Below are 23,169 nucleotides of genomic sequence, written 5' to 3'. Positions count from 1 at the left end.
GAGGAGAACGGAGCATGCGTTGGGAGTGGGGATCAGATCCGGATCCCAGTTGGCCAATTGGGGTGTTTGACAGTGGCTTGGGCGGGCTCACCGTCTGGCGGGCCCTGCGCCGTCGCTTGCCCCAGGAGCGCCTTGTCTACTTTGCCGACACGGCGCGGCTGCCCTATGGGGATCGCTCCGCCGAGGAGATCTTGACTTTTGTGCGGCAGATCCTCCGCTGGATGCAGGCGCAGCCGGTGAAGGTGGTGGTGATGGCCTGCAACACCAGCTCGGCGCTGGCCCTGGAGCAGGTGCAGCAGGAGTTTGCCCTGCCCATTCTGGGGCTGATCCTGCCCGGCGCCCAGGCGGCCCTGGCCCAGGGATCCCGCATTGGGGTCATTGCCACGGCAGCCACGGTCAAAAGCCGCGCCTACTCCAAGGCCATTCAAGAGTACAGCGCCCTGGATCCCCGGCGCTTTCCCCAACCTGTCCAGTGCTGGGAGCAGGCCTGCCCGGAGTTCGTCCCCCTCATCGAAGCCGGCCAGTTGGACGGCCCCGAGCTGCGCCAAGCGGCTGAACGCTATTTGCAGCCGCTCCTGCAACAGGGGATCGACACCCTCGTCTACGGCTGCACCCACTACCCGCTGCTGGATCCTCTCCTGAAGTCCTTGCTGCCCTCTTCGGTCAGACGGGTGGATCCCGGCGTGGCGCTGGTGGGATCCCTGGCCCGGGAACTCAGCCTCTGGGGCCTGCGCCGACCCTCAACTGCTAGCCAGGCAGAACCTCACCGCTTCTATGTGAGTGGGGATCCGGAGCGGTTTGCCCAGTTGGCCACTCCTTGGCTGGGCTTTCGACCCCAGGTGGAACGGGTGGAATGGCCGGCCTTGGACGTCAACAACTCCCGCCGGCCCTAGGCGAGAGCAGCAGGCCAGCCCAGGCAAATTGGCCCTACTTGCCCCCCTGTTGCTGCAGCGATCCCACAGGTTCCCTGCCTGCAGCCAGGTCGACACGGAGCAAGGGACAGGGAAAGGCCCTTTGGGTGGCTTTGGAATTGGAAGAGTGCAAGGTTGCCCAGGGCCTGGCCGATTCTCCTTAACTTGATAACCCCGAGTTAGCTCTGGTATGCTTTAGGCGAGATTCGGCTGGGGGGAGGGGATCTATGGCGGCACGGGTGGGTATCAACGGTTTTGGCCGCATTGGGCGTTTGGTGCTGCGGGCGGCTTGGGGTTGGCCGGAGCTGGAGTTTGCCCACATCAACGAGATCAAAGGTGGGCCTGCTACTGCGGCTCACCTGCTCAAGTTCGACTCAGTGCAGGGCCGCTGGAACACCGACATCGAGGCATCTGAGCAACGGCTGCGCATCCAAGACAAAACCCTTACCTTCAGCGAGTTCAAATCTCCCGGCGAAGTCCCTTGGGCGGATCTGGGGATCGACCTGGTGCTGGAGTGCTCGGGCAAATTCGTCAAGGCGGCAGAGCTGGATGCCTACTTCAAAGCAGGGGTGCGCAAAGTCATTGTGGCTGCCCCCGTCCAGGATGAAGAGGCCCTCAACATCGTCATGGGCGTCAACGACCACCTCTACGACCCCGCTCGCCACCATTTGCTCACAGCCGCCTCCTGCACCACCAACTGCCTGGCCCCCTTGGTAAAGGTCATCCACGAGGGGATCGGCATCCTGCACGGAGTGATCACCACCGTCCACGACGTCACCAATACCCAAAGTATGGTGGATGCCCCCCACAAAGACCTGCGGCGGGCCCGCTCGGCTCTGCTGTCTTTGGTGCCCACCACCACCGGCTCGGCCAAGGCCATCGGCCTCATCTACCCTGAGCTGAAGGGAAAGCTCAACGGCCTTGCCGTGCGCGTGCCCCTGCTCAATGCCTCTTTGACCGACGCGGTGTTCGAGGTAAAGCGGCCCACCACGGTGGAAGAGGTGAATCATCTCTTAAAAACGGCAGCCGAGGGGGAACTCAAGGGCATCCTTGGCTATGAGGAGCTGCCGCTGGTCTCGGTGGATTTCAAGGGGGATCCCCGCTCCAGCATTGTGGATGCCCCTTCCACCATGGTGGTAGATGGCACGCAGGTGAAGATCCTGGCCTGGTACGACAACGAATGGGGCTACGCCAACCGCATGGCGGAATTGGCCCGCAAGGTGGCCCTCAGTTTATAGAAGCGTTTTTTGAAGCATCCCCCTTGGAGGCCTGCCCATGACTGCTGTCTCGAGCGCCCAAGCTGCCGCCGTGCGCAACTATGCCCTGGTAACGGCTGCCTACTGGGGCTTTACCCTCACCGACGGCGCCATCCGCATGTTGGTGCTGCTCCACTTCCACAAGTTGGGCTTCACCCCGATTCAGATTGCCATGCTGTTTCTCTTCTACGAGATCTTTGGGGTGATCACCAACTTTCTGGGCGGCTGGATTGGATCCCTGTTTGGCCTGCGGCTGACGCTGTACGGGGGCATCGCCATCCAGATCTTCGGCTTGGTGATGCTGGGGGTGATCAACCTGCAATGGCCGGTCTGGGGCCAGGTGGCCTATGTGATGACGGCCCAAGCCCTGGCCGGGATCGCCAAAGATCTCACCAAGATGAGCTCCAAAAGCGCCATCCGCCTGGTGGTGCCCAAGGAGGCCGAGTCCCGCCTCTTCCGCTGGGTGGCCATGCTGACGGGATCCAAAAACGCCCTCAAGGGGGTAGGGTTTTTCGTCGGGGCGGCCCTGCTGCAGATCTTCACTGAGATCTACGGGGATCCCATGGGCTTCCGCATGGCCAATTTCGTCCAGGCGGGGGCGCTGGCTTTGATCTTCTGTTCCGGGATCCTGCTGCCGGCGGACATGGGCAAGGTCAAGGCCAAGATCCCCTTCAAGCGGCTGTTTTCCAAAAGCCGCGAGATCAACCTCCTCTCAGCCGCCCGCTTTTTCCTCTTTGGGTCGCGCGATGTGTGGTTTGTGGTGGCCCTGCCGGTGTTCCTCTACGACAGCCTAGGCTGGAGCTTTATGCAGGTGGGCAGCTACATGGCCCTCTGGGTCATTGGCTATGGGATCATCCAGTTCCTGGCGCCCCAGCTCCTGGGAGGAGGTCGCCCGGGTCGCGCCCCCAAGGCCCGCACCATCCAGATCTGGACGTTCACCTTGACGGCGGTGCCGGCACTCATTGCTACCGCTTTTATGGCCGGCCTGCCGCCGCAATGGGTGGTTACCGGCGGCCTCATCCTCTTCGGGATCGTCTTTGCCTTCAACTCGGCGGTGCACTCCTATCTGGTACTGGCCTACACAGAGGATGACGATGTCGCCCTCAACGTGGGCTTTTACTACATGGCCAACTCCGGTGGGCGCCTGCTGGGGACGGTGACTTCGGGGATCCTCTTCCAGCTTTACGGTCTGGAGGGCTGCCTCTGGTTTTCCACCCTGTTGATTTTGATGGCAGGGCTGTTTTCGCTGAAATTGCCCGATCCCAGCAAAACCCCCGTGGAGTGGGTGGTTAAGCCGGGGGATTGAGGTGTTAGTCAAGCAGGGCCAGGTTATCCCGGTGAACCGCTGTATCGACTCCCTCGTAGCCCAAGATGTAGGGGATCTCGGCGGTTTTCTTGCCTTTGATCCGCCGCAGTTCCTCGGCGCTGTAGTTGACCAGGCCCCGCCCCACCTCCCGTCCGCCGGGATCGCACAGGCGCACGGCTGCCCCTGCCTCAAAGTCGCCAGAAACGTCGGTGATCCCTGCCGGCAGCAGCGAGCGCCCCTGCTCACAGACTGCCCTTACAGCTCCCTCATCCAGAGTCAGGGATCCCTCGGGGATGAGGCCGTAGGCAATCCACCGCTTGCGAGCACTAACGGGCTGGGGAGCTGGCTCAAAGCGGGTGCCGATGGGCTCTCCGGCCAAGATGGCCGGGATCTGATCGGGCCGTTTGCCGTTGGTGATCACCACCGTCACGCCGGCGGCTGTGGCGATTTGAGCCGCCGTGAGCTTGGTGGCCATGCCGCCCGTGCCCCAGCCACTTTTGCCTTGGGCTTCCGCCTTTATCTGCAGCGGCATCCCGCGCCACACCCGTTCGATCGGCTCGGCGGAGGGGTCCCGATGGGGATCCGCCGAATAGAGCCTGTCCACGTCGGTGAGCAGGATCAGCCACTTGGCCTGTACCATGCTGGCCACGAGGGCAGAGAGGGAATCATTGTCACCAAACTTCAGCTCCTCCACTGCCACCGTATCGTTCTCGTTGACGATAGGGATAACCCCCATCTGCAACAGCTGGGCAAAGGTGCGATTGGCATTGACATAGCGGCTGCGCTCCACAAAGTCGCCGCGGGTAAGCAGCACCTGAGCAATGGGTTGGTTGAGAGCAGAGAAGAGATCATCGTATAGGCGAATTAGCCGTCCCTGCCCCACTGCTGCCACCGCCTGTTTTTCTGCAATTGCCGTGGGTCGTTGGCGCAGGCCCAGGCGGGCACAGCCTACCCCTACCGCTCCGGAGGAGACAAGGATTACCGCATAGCCCTGGCTGCGCAGCCGAGTCAGCACCTCCACCAGCGGCCCCAGCACGGAAAGGCGCAGCGAGCCCGTCTGCATGTCTGTCAAGCTGGAGGTGCCGATCTTCACCACCACTGTTCCCTCTGTTGCTGCCATCTTCTCATTCGATCCACTTGTTCGATCCAGCCAGGGTTCCCCATCCGTATCCCACCATAGCGGAACCGGGGCCCTTGCTTGCCCTCAGAGTCGCTGCAGGGGACAATAGAGGAAAGCAATAAATCTGCCTCAAGGTCTCTCTTTCTCTGCCTGTGAACCCTGTTCGTACCCTCTCCGCCACCAAAGCGGCCTTTTTCAGCGCCTACCCTCGTCCGATCAACGCCGCCTACCGGCGAGTGGTGGAGGAGTTGCTGGTGGAGCTGCACCTGACCACCGTCAACAGCGCCTTCGTCTACGATCCTTTTTTTGCCCTGGGTCTGGTTACTCTCTACGACAGCCTGATGGAAGCCTACCATCCCCCAGAGCAGCGCGAGGCCATCTTCAACGCCCTCTGCAAGGCGCTGCACCTGAAGCCGGAGGTGTTGCGCAAGAACGCCCGCGACCTGCTGGAGCTGATGCGCAGCGGGGATCCCGTCCAGCGATACAACCTGCTCTGTCTCAAGCCGGAGGCAGAAGATGTGGGCGGGCTGAAGGCGATTTTGCAGCGCATGACCCAGCCCCCCTACGCCTACAGCCGAGTTTTGGCGGTTGGCCTCTACACGGCCTACGAAGCGGTGGCCACCTCGCTCTACAAGGAGCCGGAAGAGCGCACCCGCCACTTTCTGGAGGACGTGATCGGCAACCTACCCTTTTCGCCGGAGCGAGTCAAAAAAGATCTGGAGCTTTACCGCAGCAACTTGGATCGCCTGAAGCAGGCGCGGGCCATCGTCGAGGAGATGGTGAAAGCGGCCCGGCGCCAACAGGAGCGCCGCCAATCCACCGCCTCGCTGCCCGAGACTCCCGCCGCCGATCGCAGGGAGTCCAGCGGCTAAAACCCCCTAGACCAAATAGGGGGCCCACCTGTCCACCACCTCAGGCGAGCCGTACCAGCGCCGCCCGCCTCGACCAGAATGGTGACAGTCGGGAAGGGTGAGGTTGATGGCCCCTGGCAGATGGGCGGCCTCGATGGGGGTGATGCCATCTCCCCACAGCTCCCCTTGGCCGGCGGTAAGCCGGTAGCTGTTGTAGGCCAGCCAAGCCAGATAATGCTCCTGCCGCCATAGCGATCCCAGGCCCACGCGCCGCCCTTGGATGGCCTTGCCCGCCACACAGACGTATTTGACCTGTGGCCAGAAGGCTCCCGGGTAGTGGGTGTTAACGAAGTCCAGGTTGCGCCTTGTCCAGCGCTCCCGGCTGGTGTGCGGGGATCCCAGGCTAATTAGGGTGGAAACGTGCTCCCGCCCCTGCCAGACCTGCCCCCCGTAGGGCACGGATCCCAGGTAGATGCGGGCAATCCAGCCGCCCGCGGAGTGGGCCACCAGGTTAACCCGGTCCACTTCAAACTCGGCTTGGGTACGCCGAATCGTGGCCTGCAGCGCCTGCAAGATGGGCGTGACGGGCCTTCCTCCCAGGGTAGGCAGCCAACTGCGCACCTGCAGCGGCACCACCCGAGCCGGGTAACCGCGGGCCTCCAGCTCCCGACGCAAAGGCTCATACTCAGAGGCGCCCGCCAGATAACCGGGCAAGATCACCGTGGGCAGAGCAGCCATGGGCTAGCGGGGGTACCAGAACATGCCCTTGATCCCCTCCGGGTCGGGCGTAAAGCCCAGCCGCTCGTAGAAGCTAACCACATCGCGGTCGGCAAAGAGGGTGATGTTGCTGATGTCTTGGGCGCGCAGCTCGTGGATCACCTTTTCCATCAGCCGCCTGCCCAGCCCCCGGCCCTGAAACTCAGGATGCACCACCACATCCCAGATGGTGGCATTGAAGGCGTGGTCAGAGGTGGCGCGGGCAAAGCCGATGAGGCGACGGTAGCTGCCCCGCTGCTGCCACATCGACACCACCAGAAAACTGTGTTGCAGGGCTTTCCTAACCTTGTGGATGGGGCGACGCGACCACCCTACTGCATCGCAAAGTTCCTCCAGCTCATACAGATCCAAGTTGGGATCCAGGCTAAAGACAATAGTCTCCCCCCCCACCGCCAACGTTTCCTGGCGACGGTCGGCTTTGGCTGTTTGCGCCGGCTCTTTGGTTGTAGCGGCCCCTGCTGCCCCAAACAGGCCTTTCCAAAAGCTCATCTGAATTTTTGCCGAGTAAAAGCCCACCTCTAGCCTGGGCGGGCGTGTCCTCAGTATAGCCAGGATCGGCAGCAGAAATGGTGCATCTGCCCAGGTGTCTCCGCGCAGGCTTGGGACGAACCTTATATCCGAGACTGAGAAATAATCGAGAAAGCTTAGCTCTGGGCACGTTGTATGGCTCCTCCCGGCACCGGCACCCTTGTCAATGCCCTCGCGATCCTAGTGGGCAGCGGCCTCGGTTGGGCGGCGGGCCGTCGCCTGCCCGAACGCATAAGCCAAACCCTGTTGCAAGCCCTGGGATCCCTGGTGTTGGTCTTGGGGATCCAGATGGCTCTCACCCTCAGCAGCGCTGCCCAGGCGGTAACGGTTTTGCTGGCCCTGATCGGGGGGGCTTTGCTGGGGGAAGGGATCGACCTCGAGGCCGCCTTTGAGCGGCTGGGACAGGGCCTGGAAAAGCGGGTGAGCCCCTGGCTGGGCCCTAGCCCTATCGCCCGCGCCTTCGTGACCACCACCATCCTGTTTGTGGTCGGCCCCATGACTCTGCTGGGAGCTATCCAGGATGGCCTGGGGGATCCCTCGCTGCTCTTGGTCAAGGCCGCCTTGGATGGCATTGCCACCCTTGCCTTTACGGCCAGCCTCGGCTGGGGCACGCTGTTTTCCGCCCTGCCGGTGCTCTTGGTTCAGGGAGGCGTGGCCCTGCTGGCGCGGCAACTGCAGCCGCTGTTGCGCCCAGACCTGCTCGCCGCCTTGGAAGCCACTGGCGGGATCCTCATCCTGGGTATTGGCATTAACCTGCTCGGCCTGGCCCGCCTGCGGGTGGCCAACCTGCTGCCCGCTTTGGTGATTGTGGAGCTGCTGGTGGGATTTTTCCCCCTCTGGGATCTCGACTTCTAGGGAACTGGAGGGGGCTCTCGCCCTGGGGGAGAAGGGAACCCAGCACAAGAGCGTCTGGAACCTCCCTCTCTATCCTCTAAGCCCTACCCTGACCGCCGTCCTAGCTGCTGGGGGCCAGCAGCAGTAAGGGTCGCGTCTTGAAAAAGCCTGATCCGGAAACTGACCCGGTGCGCGGCAAGCCCCGTCGTGCCGCTGCGCAGAAGTCGGCAGCCTGCCTCGTGGCACCCACCTACAGTTCAACTTTTGCCAAAGCTTCTTCCGGCCCCACCAGGGCAATGGCCGGGTTGACCAGGTAGGTTGTTGCGGCCTGATGGAGATGGGCAGGGGTGAGCTGCCTTACTCGCTGCAAATACTGCTGGTCGAACTCCAGGCCCAGGCCCAAAACCTCGTACCAACCGGCCAGTTGGGCCACTTGGGCGTTGGTTTGTTTGCTGAGGGCATATTGGCCCAAGAGCTTGCGCTGGGCCATCTCCACTTCCTCGCCGCTCAGGAGGGTGTCGTGGAGGCGACGGATCTCCGCTTGCAGGCGCTCCAGGGCCACCAAAGTGTTCTCCGGTGCCGTGCCCAGGTAGGCCCCAAAAGGGGCGGGATCCCGGCGGGTGGCAAAAAAGGCCGAGACCTCATAGGCCAGGCCGCTGCGCTCGCGCAGCTCCACAAACAGGCGGCTGGACAGGCCGCTGCCCAGGTAGGTGGCCAATAGCTTCAGGGCCGGATAGTCGGCGGAAGCGGCAGGGGAGCCGCGGAAGCCCATCAAGATCGTCGTCTGCTGGGTGGGCTGGGGCAGCTTCAGCAGTTGCGGCCTCTCCAAGGGAGACAGCGGCAGGGCTGGGTCGGGGGCGGGCGGGCCGGCGCTCACCCAATCTCCCAGAGCCGCTTCCACTTGGGCCGCCACTGTCTCGGGCGGCTCTGGGCCGATCACCGCCATCACCATGCCCTCTGGGCGGCAGTAGGTGGCGTGGTAGGCCAGCAAATCCTCGCGGGTCAGGGATCCCACTGTTTCCACTCCTCCCAGCTCTGGCAGGGCGTAGGGGTGATCCCCATAGAGGGCCCGCCGCACCTGATCAAAAGCCAAGCTGAAAGGCCGTTCCTGTCGGGCGCGAATGGCTTGCAGCATCAAGTCCCGCTCCCGCGCCACCTCTGCCTCGGGAAAGCTGGGATCGCGGAGGATCTCCGCCAGCAACTGCAACAGCTCCGGAAAATCCTCCGCTACACAGCGCAGGGCGACCTCGAAATGATCGGCGGCGCTGTCTACCGAAAGGGAAGCTCCCAACGATTCCACCCAAGCGGCAATAGCCTGGGAGTCGCGCTGCCGGGTGCCCTTGGTGAGGACAGCGGCCAGCAACTGGCTCAAGCCCGCCTGCTGCGGTTGCTCTACCCGGCTGCCGCCGCGAAAAAAACAGTGGGCAGCCAGGATCTCCACCGCCGCGTTCTGGCCCACCAGCAGCGTGATGCCGTTGGTCAAGCAGAGGCGCTGCAGATGGCCGCGTTGGGTGGTGGACAGGGTGGGGTGCATTGGGCAAGGGATCCAAGACTGAAAGGCCATCAACGGCAGGCCAGTTGCAGCTCCGAAGCCGCGGCAGCGTCAGAGGCAGCCGGCTTGAGCAGAGCGACCACGTAAGCCTGAGGGGAGAGATACTGCTGCGCCAGCTCGCGGATTTGCGCCGGAGTAAACGCTTGCAACAGCTCCAGGTACTCCTGCAGGCGCTGTACCCCAACCAGGGTCTCGTAGTAGCCGTAGAGGCTGGCCAGTTGACTGGGGGACTCGGCGGAGAAGAGCAGCTCGTGGGTGAGCATGCGCCGGGCGCGATCCAGCTCCGCTTGGCCAATGCCGTCCTGCTGTAACTTCTCGATCTCGTGCAGGATGGTTGACTCCACCTGTGCCAAATCCTCTACCTCCAGTTGAGCGCTGATGCAAAAGAGCCCCCCCTCCTTCAGCACCAGCGAAGAGCAGCCGATAGCCCTCACCCAGCCCCGCTGCTCGCGCAACAGATGCACCAGCCGCGAACTACGGCCCTCCCCCAGCACTACGGCCAACAGCTCCAGGCCGCAAACCTGCTCCCAGGCCTCGAGGCTGACGGTGGGCCAGGCCAATTTTAGACGAGCCTGCTCCAGGCGGGTATGGGTGCTCTCGCGGCGCAGGATCCCTTGGGGGCGGGGCTGAGGCGGGATTGGGGGCCTTGTCCAGGCAGAGCCACTGGCAGGATCCCCAAACTCTCTTTCCACCAGCGCCAGCACCTGGTCCGGATCGATGCCTCCCGTCACCACCACCGTCATGTACTCGGGTCGGTACCAGCCGCGGTGGTAGGCGCGTAGCAGCTCTGGGGTCAACCCCATCAGGCTTTCTGGCGTGCCCAGCACGGGTCGCCCATAGGGGTGCTCCACCCCAAAGGCAGTTTCCAGGAGAAGCTGATAGGCCGTGTGCCCTAGGTTGTCGGCAGCGCGGCGAATCTCCTCCAAAACCACCTGGCGCTCCCGCTCCATCTCCTCCGGAGGGATCCCAGCCCGCAACACTGCCTCCGCCAGATAGGGCAAAGTATCCGGCAGGTCGGTGGCAGCTACGGTGATGTAGTAGTGGGTGTAATCCTGGCCAGTGGCAGCGTTGGTGATCCCTCCCCGCCCTTCAATAACCCGGTCCAGCTCCCCGGGGGCCAGCCGCTCGCTGCCCTTAAAGACCATGTGCTCCAGAAAGTGGGATATGCCCAGCCACTGCAACGGCTCGTTGCGCCCGCCTGTTTGGACCCAGACGTCCACCGTGGCCGAATCGGCAATGGGAAGGGGGTGAAGAATGACGCTTAGCCCGTTGTTTAGGCGATGGGTGTAAGCAGGAAGAAGACGCGGTGCGCGGCTCAAGGTCAAAGTTCTTAATCAGCAGAGAACAAACTTAATCTTACTCGCACAACCGCCGCTGAGAGCCTTCAGGGAGCAATTGGGTTTATCTTTACTAGTCTTGGGAAGGGGTATCCGTTGATCCTGGCCACGACAAGCTGGGGGATCCCTCACCAACTAGGCTCTCTTCTACCTGAAAGCCAGGCGGCCATTCTTCACTTTCGCGCACCCGCTGCACCACTTCCTTAGGCAGGGTCACTCCCAGCTCCCGCGCGGCTACGGCCACCACGTCTCCCCGATCGATCAGGCCGGCAATGGCGCCGCTGGGGGTGAAGACCAAGACTCGGCGCGACTCCGCCTGGCCCATCATCTGGATGACCTGGACAATGGGAGTTTCCTCCCGCACCCCTTGAAGTTGCTCCATTGGCTTGAGAATGGCTTTGAGGGTGAGGTGATCCCACTGGCTGCGCTCGATGTCGTTGAGCAGTTCCGGCCTAACCAAGCCCCGGTAGCGACCGTCCTCCTCGGCAAAGTACACTTCCTGAACGCCTCTTGCGGTCTCTGGCTGGAGGGAGGCAGGGATCAGGTAGCGATCGACAAACTCCCGCAGGCTCATGCCCGCATCCACCACGCGAAAGCGGCGGCTCATGACATCTGCGGCCTTCAGGCGAGCCAACACCCGCTGCAGCTGCGCATACTGCTCGTAGCGACGGGCGCTACTTAAAATAAACAAGCCAATTAGCCCCGTCCAAAGGCCATTGAGGCTCCCCAAAAATACCACTACTAGACCCAGGCCCACCAAGCCCCAGCCCACTCCCTGGCCAGCTCGAGCTGCCCACAACATGCCCTTTTGCCGATCCCCTGTCCAACCCCAGATGGCTGCTTTGAGCATCTGCCCCCCATCCAGGGGCAGCCCTGGCAGCAGGTTAAACAGGGCAATCACTAGGTTGATGGCAGCCAAGCTGGCCAGCATTGAGGTCAGCGGCGACCCTGGCCCCGCCCAAGCTCCAGCCACGCTGAAGAGGACAAACAAGCCCAAACTGAGAAGGGGCCCTGCCAAAGCCACCCAAAAAGCGCCCAGGGGGCGAGGCACTTCTCGCTCAATGGCCGCCATGCCGCCAAAGATGAACAGGGTGATGGAGCTCACCCGTACTCCATAGGCCCGGGCGACTAGGCTGTGGGCCAACTCATGGGCCAATAGCGAAAGAAAAAGCCCCACCGCTGGCACCACCCCGTAGGAGAGCACCAGCAGCAGAGCCGCTGGAAACCAGGTGTAGTCGAGGAACAAGGGGATCCCCCACAAATTCCCGATGCGCAGGCGACTGGTCATGGCCTTAACTCCTACACAGCTCTTGCCCAGGAGGGCTTTTAGGACAGCAGGCAACCTTTCTCCTTGGGATCCCTTCCTTTCCACTCTAGCCCTTTCCGGGGCTTCGCAGCGAATCCTTGTGGTACCCTGGGTAGCTGTCCAGCAAACCAGGCAACCCTGCTAGAGCGGCCGGGTTAGCCGCAGTGACCCTATTTTTTTGTCCCTCTTTCTGGGGGACGACGGAAACAGCTATGGTATCGACTTCCTCCTACGAGCAGAGCAAAGCGGTACCCTCGCCCCAGGAACAAGCGCCAGGTTTTGTAGACGAGTTCCCCGCGACAGCCCCAACGGCTGCCCCAGTGTTCTACCGCACCTATAGTCGGCGCCGCCCCGATGGCAGCCGCGAGACTTGGAGTGACGTCTGCGATCGCACCCTGGCCGATATTGCCCGCCTAGGGCGCCTTACTCCCCAGGAGCGGGAGCTGTTGGAACGTCTGCAGCGGCAGTTGAAAGCGTTGATCTCAGGTCGGGCCCTGTGGGTGATGGGCACCGAGTGGATCCAGAAGCCGGAAAACTACTCCGGCGCCTACAACTGCACTAGCCTCACCGTGGTGGACTGGCGCTCCTTTGGCCTGATGATGGATCTGGCCATGATGGGCTGTGGCACGGGAGCGGTGCTGGAGCCTCAGTTCATCAGCCAGTTGCCCCCCATCCTCAGCCGCCTAGAGGTGCAGGTAGTAGGATCCATTGGTGCCACCCCCCCCGAAGCGCGGCAGGAACACACCCGCATCCAGCGCCAGGGCTCTCACGTGCACATCCAGGTGGGCGATAGCCGCCGCGGCTGGGTGGAGTCTTACCAAGCTCTCTTGGAGCTGGCGGCGGATCCCAGTTTTGGGGGTCAGGTGGAGGTGACAGTGGATCTCAGCCATGTGCGCCCCGCTGGGGAGCGGCTAAAAGGGTTTGGGGGCGTGGCCAACCCCATCAAGCTGCCCGGCTTGTACCAGCGCTGTGCCGCCATCCTCAACAAAGCCGTGGGCAGGCAACTGAACTCGGTGGAGTGCTGCCTGCTCATTGATGAGGCGGCCGCAACGGTGGTGGCGGGGAATATCCGCCGTAGTGCAGGTATGCGCCAGTTTGCCGCCGACGACGAGCTGGGATCTAGCGCCAAAGACAATCTCTGGCAGCAGGACGAGCAGGGCAACTGGAGAATTGACCCTGAGCGAGATGCCCTGCGCATGGCCAACCACACCCGGGTGTTTCACCGCAAGCCAACGCGGGAAGAGTGCATTGCTGCCGTGCGCAAGCAGTTTTACTCCGGCGAGGGGGCCATCCAGTGGGCTGGGGAGGCCGTAGCGCGGGCCAACGCCGACCTAATCAACACCCCGGAGCTGAAGCGGGAGTTCCTCAACGTCTATGCCTCGGAGGGACCCGAGGGAGCTAGGCGCTGGATAGAGGAGCGGCAGGCAGCTAGTAGCTCTCCGTCTGTCCAACCGCCAACGTGGCATAGGGTGCAACGGTATGGGCTGAACCCCTGCGTTACCGCAGACACTTGGATCCACACGGGCGACGGCCCGCGCCAGGTGAAAGACCTTATTGGCAAGCAGCACAGCACCTACGTCAACGGCGAGCTATTCAGCACGACGCCAGAGGGGTTTTTCTACTCCGGCACCAAGCCCGTGCTCAAGCTGGTGACCCAGGAGGGATTTTCTCTTCGGCTGACGGGCAACCATCGTGTTCTCAAAGTCATTGCCCAGACTCCAAAGGCGCAATACACGGAATGGGTGCCGGCAGAAGAGCTCCGCCCGGGCGACCGCATTCTGCTGCACAACCATCGCGACCTAACCCCCTGGGATGGTGAGGGGACCTGGGAGGAAGGCTGGCTCTTGGGGAATTTGCTGGGCGACGGCAGCCTTGCCACAACCCAGTGGAATGACACGGCTGTACTGCGCTATGGGCAGGATACGCAGCAGGAGATGAGCCTCCATGGGGCTCAGTTGTTGCAGGCTGCGGTAGGGTACGAACCTCGCCGGCCAGAGACCTGTTATCACCCCAAGCTGAAGTGCCGGGTTATCCATTCCACCGGCTTGGCGAAACTGGCAGCTAAGTTCGGCATGGCTCCAGGACAGAAGCAAATGACTGCGGCACTGGAAGCCACAAGCTTTGATTTCCACCGCGGCTTTTTGTGCGGCCTGTTTGACGCAGACGGCAGTGTGCAGGGCGGTCAAGAGAAGGGAGTTAGTGTGCGGCTTTCCCAAAGCAACCTGGACACCCTCAAAGCTGTGCAGCGCATGCTGGCGCGTCTAGGGATTGTCTCGGTCATCTACGAGAATCGCCGTCCCGCTGGGTATCGTCTGCTGCCTGATAGCAAGCGCCAGCCAGCCCCCTACGCCTGCCAGGTGCAGCACGAGCTGGTCATTAGCGGGGACAACCTGCACCAGTTTCAGGCAGTGGTGGGCTTTCGAGAACCGCGCAAAGCTCAGAAGCTAGGTGAACTGCTCGGCAGCTACCAGCGCCGGCTCAACCGGGAGCGGTTTACGGTTACAGTTGCAGCCCTGGAGCCTGACGGCGTGGAACCGGTCTATGACTGCACCGTGCCCGGCCCAAGCTGCTTTGATGCCAATGGGTTGGTTGTCCACAACTGCGGTGAGATCATCGGATGCGACTTCCACTGCAATCTGGCCGAGATCCACCTCAACCGGCTAGATCCCCACAACCGCCAGGAGCAAGAGGAGGCCTTTACGGCAGGGGCCCTGTCGGCTGCGGCGCTATTGCACCACCGCTTTGTTGAGCCCCGCTTCCAGCGCTCAAGGGAATGGGATCCCATTGTCGGCGTCTCGTTTACTGGTCTATTTGACTTTTGCGTCAAAGCCTTTGGGGTGGACTGGCTGCGCTGGTGGCAGGAAGGGAGGCCCGATACGCCTCTGGGGCGGGAGTTTAAGCAGCAGGAGCGGGAATACCTCAGCTTCTGGAAGGAGGTCGTTCACCGCGTGGTTTGGGACTACTGCGACCGTCACGGGTTGCGCCGCCCCAACCGCTGCACCACCGTTCAACCTGCCGGCACCAAGTCGCTCCTGACTAACGCCTCTCCCGGCTGGCACCCGCCCAAGGCTCAGCGCTACATTCGCCGCATCACCTTTGCCAAAAACGACCCCGTGGCCCTGGCCTGCCTGGACTACGGCTACTCGGTGGTGCCCGCCCAGTCTGACAAGGATGAGCACGGCAACCTGCTCAACGACCCCTTTGATCCCCGCTGCACCGAGTGGTTGGTGGAGCTGCCGGTGGAGGTGGAGTGGGCCAATTTGCCCGGCGCCGAGGAGATTGAGGTTGAGCGCTTCTCTGCCCTGGCTCAGTTTGACTTCTACATGCAGGTGCAAAAGTACTACACCACCCACAACACCTCCGCCACCATCGAGCTGCGCGAGGACGAGATCGAAGCGCTGGGATCCCGCATTTACGAGGCCATCCGCGACGACGAGGGCTACATCAGCGCAGCACTGCTGGCCCGCTTCGACGCTCCCTTCCCCCGCTTGCCCTTCGAGAAAATCGACAAGGCCACCTACGAGCGGCTGATGGCCGAGGTCAAGCAAAGACGAAAGACCGACAACTTTTACGAGGCGCTGGCGCGCTATGACCGCAACCTCGCCCTAATAGCAGAGGGTCCAGCAGGGTGTGATGCCCTCGGCTGTCTGATGCCGGAGGCTAGCTCGCAGGGCGAGAACCCGTCCCGTTAGCAGAGGGGGGGATCCCGCCTCGGGCTCTGGCTACACTGTTCTTGGCCGGGAATCCGAGCACTGCGCGCCTTGGCAGCCCCCTCGGCAAGCTAGGGGCAGGGGGGGTTGGCACGGTCCGGTTTTCCCTGCTCGAGCGTTTGGTGGCTGGAGGATCTGATGCAGACAGGAGCGCAGCTCCCGAGGAAAGCCTGGACGGTGGAAATCTGGCGCAGGCTGAGGGGGCTGGTGCTGGCGCTGGCGGTGCTGCTGGGGATCGCCTGTTCTAGCCTCAAGGGCTCTGGGACCTCCCCTCCTGGATTGATCCCTCCTCCGCCTGAGCCGGGCAGCCGGTCGATTCCTCTAGCGGTGCGCACTCTGGGCACCAGCCGCTTTAAGTTGCTGGGCTTGACAGTGGGTGTGGCTGGAAGCGAGGCTGAAGTGCTTCTGGATACCGGCTCAGCAGGGCTGCGTATTCTGTCGTCGGTGGCAGGGCGCTTTGGCTTAGAGCGGACGGGGATCCCTTCCACGGTAACCTTCGCCGATGGCACGCAATTTATCGGTGTGCTGGCTCGCGCTCCCTTCAGCTTGGGTGGGATCCAGAGCCGGGAGCCGGTCACGATTCAGTTGATCGACCAAATCACCTGTGTGGAGCCCCTGGTGGCTACCTGCTCCGACAACCTGTTTGGGCCAGGGCGCCCCTTTGCCGGGATCCTCGGCACCTCTTTGGACGAGCGCAGCCCCGATCGCAACTTGTTTAGTCCCCTCACCCGCCTGCCGGGCAATTTCCGCTCTGGGTACATTGTTCAGACAGGGGGGTTCGACTCTGTTCAAGGCCTTTTCACAGTCGGCCTGACGGAGGCCAACACCGCCGGCTTCAGTTTCCGGCAACTGCCCCAGGTGGGTAGCTTTCCCGATGGCACACCCATCTGGCGGGATGAGGCCCTGCAGGTGGCCTACAGCATTGGCAACACTTCTATTCAAAATGTCCCTAGCCCCACCGTATTTGACAGCGGCGCTTCCGACATCTTCCTCAACGTTCGACTATTGGGATCCGCTCCTTTTCCCACCGCTACCCTACCCCCAGGCTCGGAGTGGCGAGCTGTGCTGGGAGGAGCCTTTGACTACCGCATCCGGGTTGGCTTTCCGGTAACGCCCAGCCGGGATCGGATCTTTGTCAACGGCAACCAGAGCGTGCAACTGTTGGGCATGCCCCTGTTTTTCAACGCCGATGTTGCCTTTGATATTGAAAGGGGGCGGATCGGCTTTCGCCTGCGCTGAGGCCGATCCCCTCTTCTGAAGCCTCGAGTTAACTGCGGAGGAAAGTGATGGTTGCCCAAGGGATCCCTGCCCATCGAAGGACACGCCGCTGGCCCTGGGTCTGGGTTCTGCTGCTGTTGTGTTGGCTGGGGTTGGGTGCACCAGCCTGGCCGATTAGCTTGGGGGATCCCTTGCCGGAGTGGGCTAAGTCTATGCAAGTGGGGCGGCAGCGGCTGCGCGGCGTGGAGCACTACCAAGGCCAAGAGCAGATCCGGGCCTACGGCAACCAGGCGGGACGAGTGTTTTGGATTCAAATCGAAAGCAGTGCCGACCTGCCGCCGGATCCCCGGCAGTACCTGGGAGAGTACCAGGCGTTTCCAGCCGAGGTCCTCCAGGTAGTACCGCTGCGGGCGCAGCGGTTGCGCTTCCAGCAGGGAAATCGCAGCGCCGAATGGCAAGTGGTGGGCATGAGCGGCCACTTTGAAGCTGAGGCGTTTAGCTATGACCTGGCCCCGCCCGAGTTGTTTCAGCCCTGACCTAGGGGCACGATTGAGACAATTAGGGCTTATCCTAGAGAGGAGCTTAAACGCAAAGTTTGCTAATGAGACTGCTTCAGCAAGAAGTTCCAGTTATCCTCAATCGCTTTCTTGTTAAGGAGCTAGCTCAGGAAGACCTCACCTTTTATGAGTACGACTGTAGGCCAAACCCACCCCCGGAGCTAGGAGAAGAGCAGAGAGCTATCGCTAGGGTTTGCAATCGGCTAGATGTAATAGCTGCTCGTTTGGGAAGTCGCATTATCACGCAGGAAAGAGTTTCGCCCAGCCAGCTCAAAACACCAGAGTGGGAGTTGGAAGAGCGTGGGCTTAGGGTTCTAACCTGTGCCAATGCTCAAGAAAGAAGCGCCCTCGAAAGCTTTGAGCGCAAGAGGATAGGGTTGCGCCTTAAATCTCAGTACAAGAAAACTGAAGTCGAATGGATAGGAGGCGGCCTGCTCTGGTGGGTGACTGCTCAGAAAGAGGTAGAACTTTCCGGAGAAGGCTGGGAAATCCACAGAGGGAGAATGATAGATGTTGCCGTCGAACCAGACGGAAAGCTTTACTTAGAAGTCGATATTCATTACCGCTTCTACACGCCGTGGACTTTGCATGAATGGTTGGAAAGCTATCCGGACGTTCCAATCGAGATTGTGCGAAATACATACTTTGATGCGAACGGCAAACGTTTGACTTGGAAATATCTGGGTATTCTTTCTAACCAATCCCCACGGGAGATTCGGTTACCAGAGCAGAACATCAGTCTGGCGGAGTATCATTTGCAGAAGTACAATGCACTTGTAGAAGAAGTTGAGAGCTCTTGGGTAGTCGAAGTAGCATCAAAGGAAAGACGTTATCCCCATCTCTCCCGAAGGTTATCGCCTGCTTTAACCTTGGAGATGCTAGCCAGTCTAGAAGACAACAGAAGCCCTGGCGGAAAAGTTAGCGCCGCTGTTATCGAGTGCATCAGAAAAAGTTTGAAAGAACGATTCGAAAAGTCCGAAGAGACTGCGAGGACCATTATAAAGGAAGTCTACAAACTTTCCCCTGAGGAAATTAAGCCGCTAAAGACCCAAGGCTACATCCTGCCCAAGCCAAAGCTATTGGGATCGGGTCGCAGACCAGTTGAAAATCCTGCTCGGGTTAGATACCGGGGATGTGCGAAGGTAGGCGAGACCAAGTTTGCATGTCTAAACCTCTATGACGACAAGCGAGAGTACCCTAGCGAAGTGCTCAACTGCTTGCTTGAGGTAGCCCAAAAAAGCGGCGCGGAAATTGAAGTAGACTTCTATGCCACTCAGCAAGACTTGCCTGAGGGCGATCTCGCCCGAAAAAGGTTCTGGCAAACCTGGGCTGAGCAAGGGATCAAAACGGTTTTGGTCGTTATGCCTTGGTCACCCAATGAGCGCAAGCAAAGGATCCGCATGGAGGCCCTTGAAGCAGGGATAGCGACTCAGTTTATGATCCCTGGGGCTGATCCCTACAAGGCTCTAAACGTCGTCCTCGGGCTTCTGTGCAAGGCAGCGTGGCAGCCGGTACTCCTGGAACCCCTCGACGATCCTGTAGGCCCTGAGCTGATCATCGGCTTCGATGTGGGAACCAATCGGCGGCTATACTACGGAGCCTCTGCTTTCGCTGTTCTGGCTGATGGGCAGAGCTTAGGTTGGGAGCTACCTGCTGTGCAGAGAGGAGAAACCTTCTCCGGGGACGCAATTTATCAAACTGTGTCCAAACTTGTCAATAGGTTTTATGACAAGCTTAGTCGATATCCAAGCAAGGTTCTCTTGATGAGGGATGGTTTAGTTCAAGGAGGCGAATTTAGTAGAACAATTGAGGAGCTAGAAAAAGAAAAGATTGCTGTGGATATTGTTGGCATACGCAAAAGCGGTACAGGAAGAATGGGAATAGAAGAAGGAAAAGGTAAGTACAAAGATGCCAAAATAGGCACTGTTGTTTTCGACTACTCGCGAAAGTCGTTTACTCTAATAACAAGCCAGCCCATTAGAAAAGGTGGGAACTCCCTCGGCAGTGCAAGACCTCTGCGAGCGATCCACGAGCACGGCAAGACTCCCTTGGAAGTTCTGGCTTTACAAACCTATCACCTCTCTCAACTTCATCCTGCCAGTGGCTTCCAAGCCTGTAGGCTGCCCTGGGTGCTCCATTTTGCCGACAAAAGCGGCAAGGAGTTCCAGCGCCTTGGCGATAACATCTTCAGTATCCTGCAAAACATAGATCGCCAGAAGTTAATTGCCGTCTAGCAAGGAAGGAGGCTCTCCCCTGAGGGCCCTGCTAGGATGGGGAAGGGTTTGGGATGCCGACTATGTTCACCAACAACGAGGTCTGGAAGACCTTTTTGAGTAACCCCGTTGTCTTCTGCGGGGGCTTCCTAAGCGGCCTGCTGCGCTTGGACATCAGGCAAGATCCGCTGCGGAGCTGGCTGGAGTCCCAGGGCTTGAGGGTAGAGGATCCGCCCGCCCCCACCCAAGGCCCTCAGTCTATTTCCATCGAGTAGGCGGACAGACAGGAGGGATCCCTTTGAAGAGTAAGGTAAGCTGATGTCCCCCAAACAGTCCGACCCGAGAAGGTGGCAACGGCAGGGATCCCTCGGCGGGGCGGTACTCCTGCTAGCAGGGCTGGTTGCCCTCCAGGCGGCGGATCTGGCCTTGGCCCAGTCGGATCCCGCTTCTCTCCCAAGCTCTGAGCAAGATCCCCAAGCTTGGCTGCAGCGCTACAACGCTGCTCTGCGCCAACTGCCACCTCCGCCCAACCTGCAGTACCGCCAGCAGGTGCGGGTGGAGGGATCCCAAACCTTTACAGCCACCTTGGATGTGCTCTATTGCCGCGACGGCAGTTGGCAGGCTTGGGTAGCCGAGGGGGATCGTGTTCGCCTGTTGGATTCGCGGCAACTGGAAGCGGTGAACCAATCGGACTTGCTCAAGCTGTATTCCGTGTACGTGAGCCGGCCCGAAGCGCTCCTGCCCTCGGTGAGCTTTCATCTAGAGGCTGATCCCAGCCGCTACCGCGTCCTCTCCTCAGAACGGGTAACTCTGGCGGGATCCCCTGTCCAGCATCTGCGTTTAGAGCCTCTCCAAGAGGGCCAGGTGCGGGAGCTGTGGCTGGATCCGGAGTCGGGGCTGCCGCGGCAGGTGCTCTTGTTTTTGTCGGGGGTGTGGGGACAGGCCTATGCCCTGATAGGGTTTGCGGCAGTGCCGGATCCCCAGGCAGGGGTTAGCTACTGGCTGCCGGAGAGCACCCGCATCAATTTGGCCTACGGGTTTTGGACGCTGGAGGGCCTGACCCGCCGCCTGTTCAGGGGATCCCTTTCCATCCGGCACGACTACCAGGACTACCGCATCCTGCCGGAGGGGGTGCAGCTGCGCTTTTTGCCCTCGCAGCCGCCGGTGGATGCGCCGCCGGTGGTGGCCGGCCTGCCGGAGAGCACGCCCCCAGTGGAGCTAGGAGATGTGCAGGTTTTGGGGGTGGATGAGCAGGGAAACCAGCAATTTAGCATTGGCCTAGGCCGACGCAGCGAGGCCAAGACCCCCTTGGAAGACCGCATCGCCGCCTTTAACCTCACCCGACCGGCCAGCCGCAACGCCCTTACCCAGATCGATACCCTAGCCTTCTTGCCTTTGGGGAGCAGCCAGTTGCCTATCTACCTCTTTCAATTCGACACGGGTCGCCCTCTCTATCCCCTGCAAGGGGTGGAGCGCCCGCGGGTGGATCCCAACGGGGTTTTCGATCCCAGGCCGCCCGCCATCAAACTCTTTGGAGACTAGCTCCCCATGCTGACCGATGCCGCCTACGGCGTAATCCCGATCCTGCCCCTCCCGCCCGCCCAGGGATCCCATCTCTACCTGCTCATCCAGCATCAGAAGGGGCACTGGGCCTTTCCCAAAGGCCACAAAGATGAGGGGGAAAGCGACTTGGCGGCAGCCCAGCGGGAGTTGCGGGAAGAAACCGGCCTAACCGACTACCAGCTCCTGACCCTGCCCGGCCAGCCTGGCCCTTTGACGCTGCAAGAGGCCTACACTTTTATAGATCCCGAGGGAAACGCGGTGGCCAAGACCGTCACCTACTACGTGGCTCTGCTGCCACCCCAGTTTCCTCCCCCTGAGCTGCAGGTGCAGCCAGAAGAGGTGGCCGCCTACCGCTGGTGCTCCTACCCCGAGGCGTTGGAGCAGATCAGCTTTGAAGAAAGTCGCCAGCTCCTGCGCCGCTGCCAAGCCCATTTGGAGCAGCTTTGGAAATTGGAGAAGACCTAAGTTCCGTATTTTTACGGAAGAGGTTTATCGGGGTTACCTTTACTATCTTGTCCTGCAGGCTTTCCGTGGGAAGTTCCCGAGTAAGAAAGCCAGCAGACAATCTGAGGGATAGCCTTCACCTTTAGAGATTGGCTGATGAGCAATAGTCATCGATCTCCCCAGGAGGAGAGTTTTTCTGAATACGGATTGAACGCTGAAACTGCCTTTGAGTTCGTGCAGCCTTGGCCGTCTTGTTGGGCTTGGCTCATCTAAAGATCTCGTCTGGGTCAGGGCTGGGCTTGAACTGTATTCTGGAAAGCATTTTTTCACCGGCTTGTGGGGTAGCTAAGACTTCAGTCGTGTCATCAACCTCAGCGCAGGAAATTGTCCGAGCACGTCCTCTCGACCCATGAACCGTCCCCCCGTCTGTACAGAAGTCTCGGCCCATCTGCTGAACGCAGAGGTCAGCTTCACAGGAGTTGTTCGGTATTTCAGTGCCTTGGACAAAGGGGAGGGGCTGGGCACTTGGTCATTGGTGTTTCACCAAGGTCGCCTGGGGTTTGCTCACCACAGCTTGGAGCCCTTGGAGCGCTTGGATCGCCACCTGCGTCGGCTCAGCCATCAAGTCTTTTCTCTGACTCGCCAAAATTGCCTACGCATCCATCGGCAGGTGGAGGCGCTATTGGCTCAGGAGACTGGGCCTCTACCTGCAGACCTTCTGGGGCTGAGTTGGATGGTAACGGAGCAACTGCTGCCTTGGGAAGCTGCGCGCAGGTTGAATGCTTGGATCGGCGAGGAGGTGCTGCAAAATCTGTTGCTGGTTCCAGGGGGCTTTCAGCAGGAGATCATCCCACTGGACAACGTGCCCACCCTGGGCCAGTGGGATGGGGGATCCCTGCTCGACCTGATCCAAAAGCGGCTACGGGCATGGCAATCTTTGGGGCCTGAGATCACCTCCCCCTACCAACGGCCCTACTTTGCCAGCCGGGCCCAGGCAGAACGCCTTCCCGCCGAGCAACAGGAACGGCTAGGCCGGTTACTGAAGGGGTTTAGCTTCCGCCAGTTGAGCGCCCTTCTCGATCAAGACGACCTCCAGATCGCTCGCCGCCTACATCCTCTGGTCAAAGCCGGTATCCTTGTCCTGCGGGATCCCCAGCCCCCCTTTGATCGGCTGCCCAAAACCTACTCGGCCAAGCTTGAGACAGAATCACAGCCCTCAGAAACTCCCACCGTCCCTCTTCACCTGGCCAACGGGCTTGCAGATCTAGGCCCATCTCCCCAGGCCTCGAAAACCTGGATTGTGGCCTGTATTGACGACAGCGAAGCCATGCTCAGCGAGTTGCAGCGGTTGTTGGAAGGGCACAACCTGGTCATTCACACCATCAGCGACTCTTTGAAAGCCCTGATGAAGCTGACCACCCTCAAGCCAGATTTGATCCTGCTGGACGTGGGTATGCCCAACGTGGATGGCTACCAATTGTGCAGCCTCATCCGCAAATCCTCCGTGTTAAAGGATGTGCCGGTGGTGATGGTCACAGGCCACAAAGGTCTGATCGATCGGGTGAAGGCGCGCCTGGCCGGTGCCACCGATTACCTGACCAAGCCCTTTCGGCAGGAAGAATTGCTGCAGATGGTGTTTCGCTATCTCAGCTAGGGATCCCTCTAAAGGTTCGTCGAAAAAGAGAT

General features: G+C 60.8%; 19 protein-coding genes. 13 read left to right on the top strand and 6 right to left on the bottom strand.

Annotation, left to right across the window (positions count from 1 at the left end):
- Positions 1-14: 14 nt before the first annotated feature.
- The 3 genes from murI to arsJ all read left to right on the top strand — a co-directional run bounded on the left by murI (position 15) and on the right by arsJ (position 3,473).
- A complete protein-coding gene (murI, locus tag NW855_RS00960; protein ID WP_011430994.1) occupies positions 15-893 on the top strand; it encodes a glutamate racemase in 879 nt (292 codons plus the stop codon).
- 245 nt (positions 894-1,138) lie between these two features.
- Positions 1,139-2,149: an ArsJ-associated glyceraldehyde-3-phosphate dehydrogenase gene (locus NW855_RS00955; protein WP_011430993.1), complete on the top strand. Its 1,011-nt coding sequence runs from the start codon at positions 1,139-1,141 to the stop codon at positions 2,147-2,149.
- 37 nt (positions 2,150-2,186) lie between these two features.
- Positions 2,187-3,473, top strand: coding sequence for an organoarsenical effux MFS transporter ArsJ (arsJ, locus tag NW855_RS00950; protein ID WP_011430992.1), 1,287 nt, complete (start codon positions 2,187-2,189; stop codon positions 3,471-3,473).
- Positions 3,474-3,477: 4 nt separating this feature from the next.
- Here the strand turns inward: arsJ and proB are convergent, their stop codons facing one another.
- Complete coding sequence (gene proB / locus NW855_RS00945; protein ID WP_099812931.1) at positions 3,478-4,593, bottom strand: glutamate 5-kinase; 1,116 nt, start codon at positions 4,591-4,593, stop codon at positions 3,478-3,480.
- A 152-nt stretch (positions 4,594-4,745) separates the two neighbouring features.
- Between proB and psb29 the strand changes: the two genes are divergently transcribed.
- Positions 4,746-5,465: a photosystem II biogenesis protein Psp29 gene (gene psb29, locus NW855_RS00940; protein ID WP_011430990.1), complete on the top strand. Its 720-nt coding sequence runs from the start codon at positions 4,746-4,748 to the stop codon at positions 5,463-5,465.
- Between the two features lie 6 nt (positions 5,466-5,471).
- Here psb29 and NW855_RS00935 read toward each other — a convergent pair whose 3' ends face one another.
- Together NW855_RS00935 and NW855_RS00930 are read right to left on the bottom strand one after the other, a co-directional pair.
- Positions 5,472-6,182, bottom strand: a complete 711-nt coding sequence (locus tag NW855_RS00935) for an esterase/lipase family protein (RefSeq protein ID WP_011430989.1) — start codon at positions 6,180-6,182, stop codon at positions 5,472-5,474.
- 3 nt (positions 6,183-6,185) lie between these two features.
- The gene (locus NW855_RS00930) at positions 6,186-6,710 is read right to left on the bottom strand and encodes a GNAT family N-acetyltransferase (protein WP_099812932.1); all 525 of its coding nucleotides are present in this window, start codon (positions 6,708-6,710) and stop codon (positions 6,186-6,188) included.
- A 174-nt stretch (positions 6,711-6,884) separates the two neighbouring features.
- Between NW855_RS00930 and NW855_RS00925 the strand changes: the two genes are divergently transcribed.
- Positions 6,885-7,604, top strand: a complete 720-nt coding sequence (locus NW855_RS00925; RefSeq protein WP_011430987.1) for a DUF554 domain-containing protein — start codon at positions 6,885-6,887, stop codon at positions 7,602-7,604.
- Between the two features lie 229 nt (positions 7,605-7,833).
- Here NW855_RS00925 and NW855_RS00920 read toward each other — a convergent pair whose 3' ends face one another.
- The 3 genes from NW855_RS00920 to NW855_RS00910 all read right to left on the bottom strand — a co-directional run bounded on the left by NW855_RS00920 (position 7,834) and on the right by NW855_RS00910 (position 11,760).
- Positions 7,834-9,147 carry a M16 family metallopeptidase gene (locus tag NW855_RS00920; protein ID WP_414508262.1) on the bottom strand — a complete coding sequence of 438 codons (1,314 nt, stop codon included), beginning with the start codon at positions 9,145-9,147 and terminating at the stop codon, positions 7,834-7,836.
- Positions 9,147-10,454: a M16 family metallopeptidase gene (locus NW855_RS00915; RefSeq protein ID WP_414508261.1), complete on the bottom strand. Its 1,308-nt coding sequence runs from the start codon at positions 10,452-10,454 to the stop codon at positions 9,147-9,149. Before NW855_RS00915 ends, NW855_RS00920 begins: the two co-directional genes overlap by 1 nt.
- A gap of 91 nt (positions 10,455-10,545) precedes the next feature.
- A complete protein-coding gene (locus NW855_RS00910; protein WP_414402886.1) occupies positions 10,546-11,760 on the bottom strand; it encodes a site-2 protease family protein in 1,215 nt (404 codons plus the stop codon).
- A gap of 230 nt (positions 11,761-11,990) precedes the next feature.
- On the opposite strand from NW855_RS00910, the gene nrdJ reads away from it, so the two are divergent.
- From nrdJ to NW855_RS00870, 8 genes are all read left to right on the top strand, one after another.
- The gene (gene nrdJ / locus NW855_RS00905) at positions 11,991-15,470 is read left to right on the top strand and encodes a ribonucleoside-triphosphate reductase, adenosylcobalamin-dependent (RefSeq protein WP_414508260.1); all 3,480 of its coding nucleotides are present in this window, start codon (positions 11,991-11,993) and stop codon (positions 15,468-15,470) included.
- 156 nt (positions 15,471-15,626) lie between these two features.
- Positions 15,627-16,727 (top strand): hypothetical protein, encoded by a 1,101-nt coding sequence (locus tag NW855_RS00900; RefSeq protein WP_414402884.1) that lies wholly within the window; start codon positions 15,627-15,629, stop codon positions 16,725-16,727.
- Positions 16,728-16,774: 47 nt separating this feature from the next.
- Positions 16,775-17,242, top strand: a complete 468-nt coding sequence (locus NW855_RS00895; RefSeq protein WP_414346720.1) for a hypothetical protein — start codon at positions 16,775-16,777, stop codon at positions 17,240-17,242.
- Between the two features lie 65 nt (positions 17,243-17,307).
- Positions 17,308-19,497 (top strand): argonaute PAZ domain-containing protein, encoded by a 2,190-nt coding sequence (locus tag NW855_RS00890; RefSeq protein ID WP_414402883.1) that lies wholly within the window; start codon positions 17,308-17,310, stop codon positions 19,495-19,497.
- 62 nt (positions 19,498-19,559) lie between these two features.
- Positions 19,560-19,751, top strand: a complete 192-nt coding sequence (locus NW855_RS00885; RefSeq protein ID WP_240527340.1) for a hypothetical protein — start codon at positions 19,560-19,562, stop codon at positions 19,749-19,751.
- 43 nt (positions 19,752-19,794) lie between these two features.
- Positions 19,795-21,018 carry a hypothetical protein gene (locus tag NW855_RS00880; RefSeq protein WP_414508259.1) on the top strand — a complete coding sequence of 408 codons (1,224 nt, stop codon included), beginning with the start codon at positions 19,795-19,797 and terminating at the stop codon, positions 21,016-21,018.
- Positions 21,019-21,024: 6 nt separating this feature from the next.
- On the top strand, positions 21,025-21,504 hold the full coding sequence (locus NW855_RS00875) for a bis(5'-nucleosyl)-tetraphosphatase (RefSeq protein WP_011430977.1): 480 nt from the start codon (positions 21,025-21,027) through the stop codon (positions 21,502-21,504).
- 388 nt (positions 21,505-21,892) lie between these two features.
- Positions 21,893-23,137 carry a response regulator gene (locus tag NW855_RS00870; protein ID WP_011434290.1) on the top strand — a complete coding sequence of 415 codons (1,245 nt, stop codon included), beginning with the start codon at positions 21,893-21,895 and terminating at the stop codon, positions 23,135-23,137.
- Positions 23,138-23,169: the final 32 nt, after the last annotated feature.

This window comes from Synechococcus sp. RC10B2 (assembly GCF_047502635.1).
This window is presented reverse-complemented; position numbering and strand designations above follow the sequence as displayed.

Coding starts and splice junctions, on each gene's coding strand:
- murI (WP_011430994.1), top strand. CDS start 15: ATGCGTTGGGAGTGGGGATCAGATCCGGATCCCAGTTGGCCAATTGGG.
- NW855_RS00955 (WP_011430993.1), top strand. CDS start 1,139: ATGGCGGCACGGGTGGGTATCAACGGTTTTGGCCGCATTGGGCGTTTG.
- arsJ (WP_011430992.1), top strand. CDS start 2,187: ATGACTGCTGTCTCGAGCGCCCAAGCTGCCGCCGTGCGCAACTATGCC.
- proB (WP_099812931.1), bottom strand. CDS start 4,593: ATGGCAGCAACAGAGGGAACAGTGGTGGTGAAGATCGGCACCTCCAGC.
- NW855_RS00935 (WP_011430989.1), bottom strand. CDS start 6,182: ATGGCTGCTCTGCCCACGGTGATCTTGCCCGGTTATCTGGCGGGCGCC.
- NW855_RS00930 (WP_099812932.1), bottom strand. CDS start 6,710: ATGAGCTTTTGGAAAGGCCTGTTTGGGGCAGCAGGGGCCGCTACAACC.
- NW855_RS00925 (WP_011430987.1), top strand. CDS start 6,885: ATGGCTCCTCCCGGCACCGGCACCCTTGTCAATGCCCTCGCGATCCTA.
- NW855_RS00920 (WP_414508262.1), bottom strand. CDS start 9,147: ATGGCCTTTCAGTCTTGGATCCCTTGCCCAATGCACCCCACCCTGTCC.
- NW855_RS00910 (WP_414402886.1), bottom strand. CDS start 11,760: ATGACCAGTCGCCTGCGCATCGGGAATTTGTGGGGGATCCCCTTGTTC.
- nrdJ (WP_414508260.1), top strand. CDS start 11,991: ATGGTATCGACTTCCTCCTACGAGCAGAGCAAAGCGGTACCCTCGCCC.
- NW855_RS00900 (WP_414402884.1), top strand. CDS start 15,627: ATGCAGACAGGAGCGCAGCTCCCGAGGAAAGCCTGGACGGTGGAAATC.
- NW855_RS00895 (WP_414346720.1), top strand. CDS start 16,775: ATGGTTGCCCAAGGGATCCCTGCCCATCGAAGGACACGCCGCTGGCCC.
- NW855_RS00890 (WP_414402883.1), top strand. CDS start 17,308: ATGAGACTGCTTCAGCAAGAAGTTCCAGTTATCCTCAATCGCTTTCTT.
- NW855_RS00885 (WP_240527340.1), top strand. CDS start 19,560: ATGTTCACCAACAACGAGGTCTGGAAGACCTTTTTGAGTAACCCCGTT.
- NW855_RS00880 (WP_414508259.1), top strand. CDS start 19,795: ATGTCCCCCAAACAGTCCGACCCGAGAAGGTGGCAACGGCAGGGATCC.
- NW855_RS00875 (WP_011430977.1), top strand. CDS start 21,025: ATGCTGACCGATGCCGCCTACGGCGTAATCCCGATCCTGCCCCTCCCG.
- NW855_RS00870 (WP_011434290.1), top strand. CDS start 21,893: ATGAACCGTCCCCCCGTCTGTACAGAAGTCTCGGCCCATCTGCTGAAC.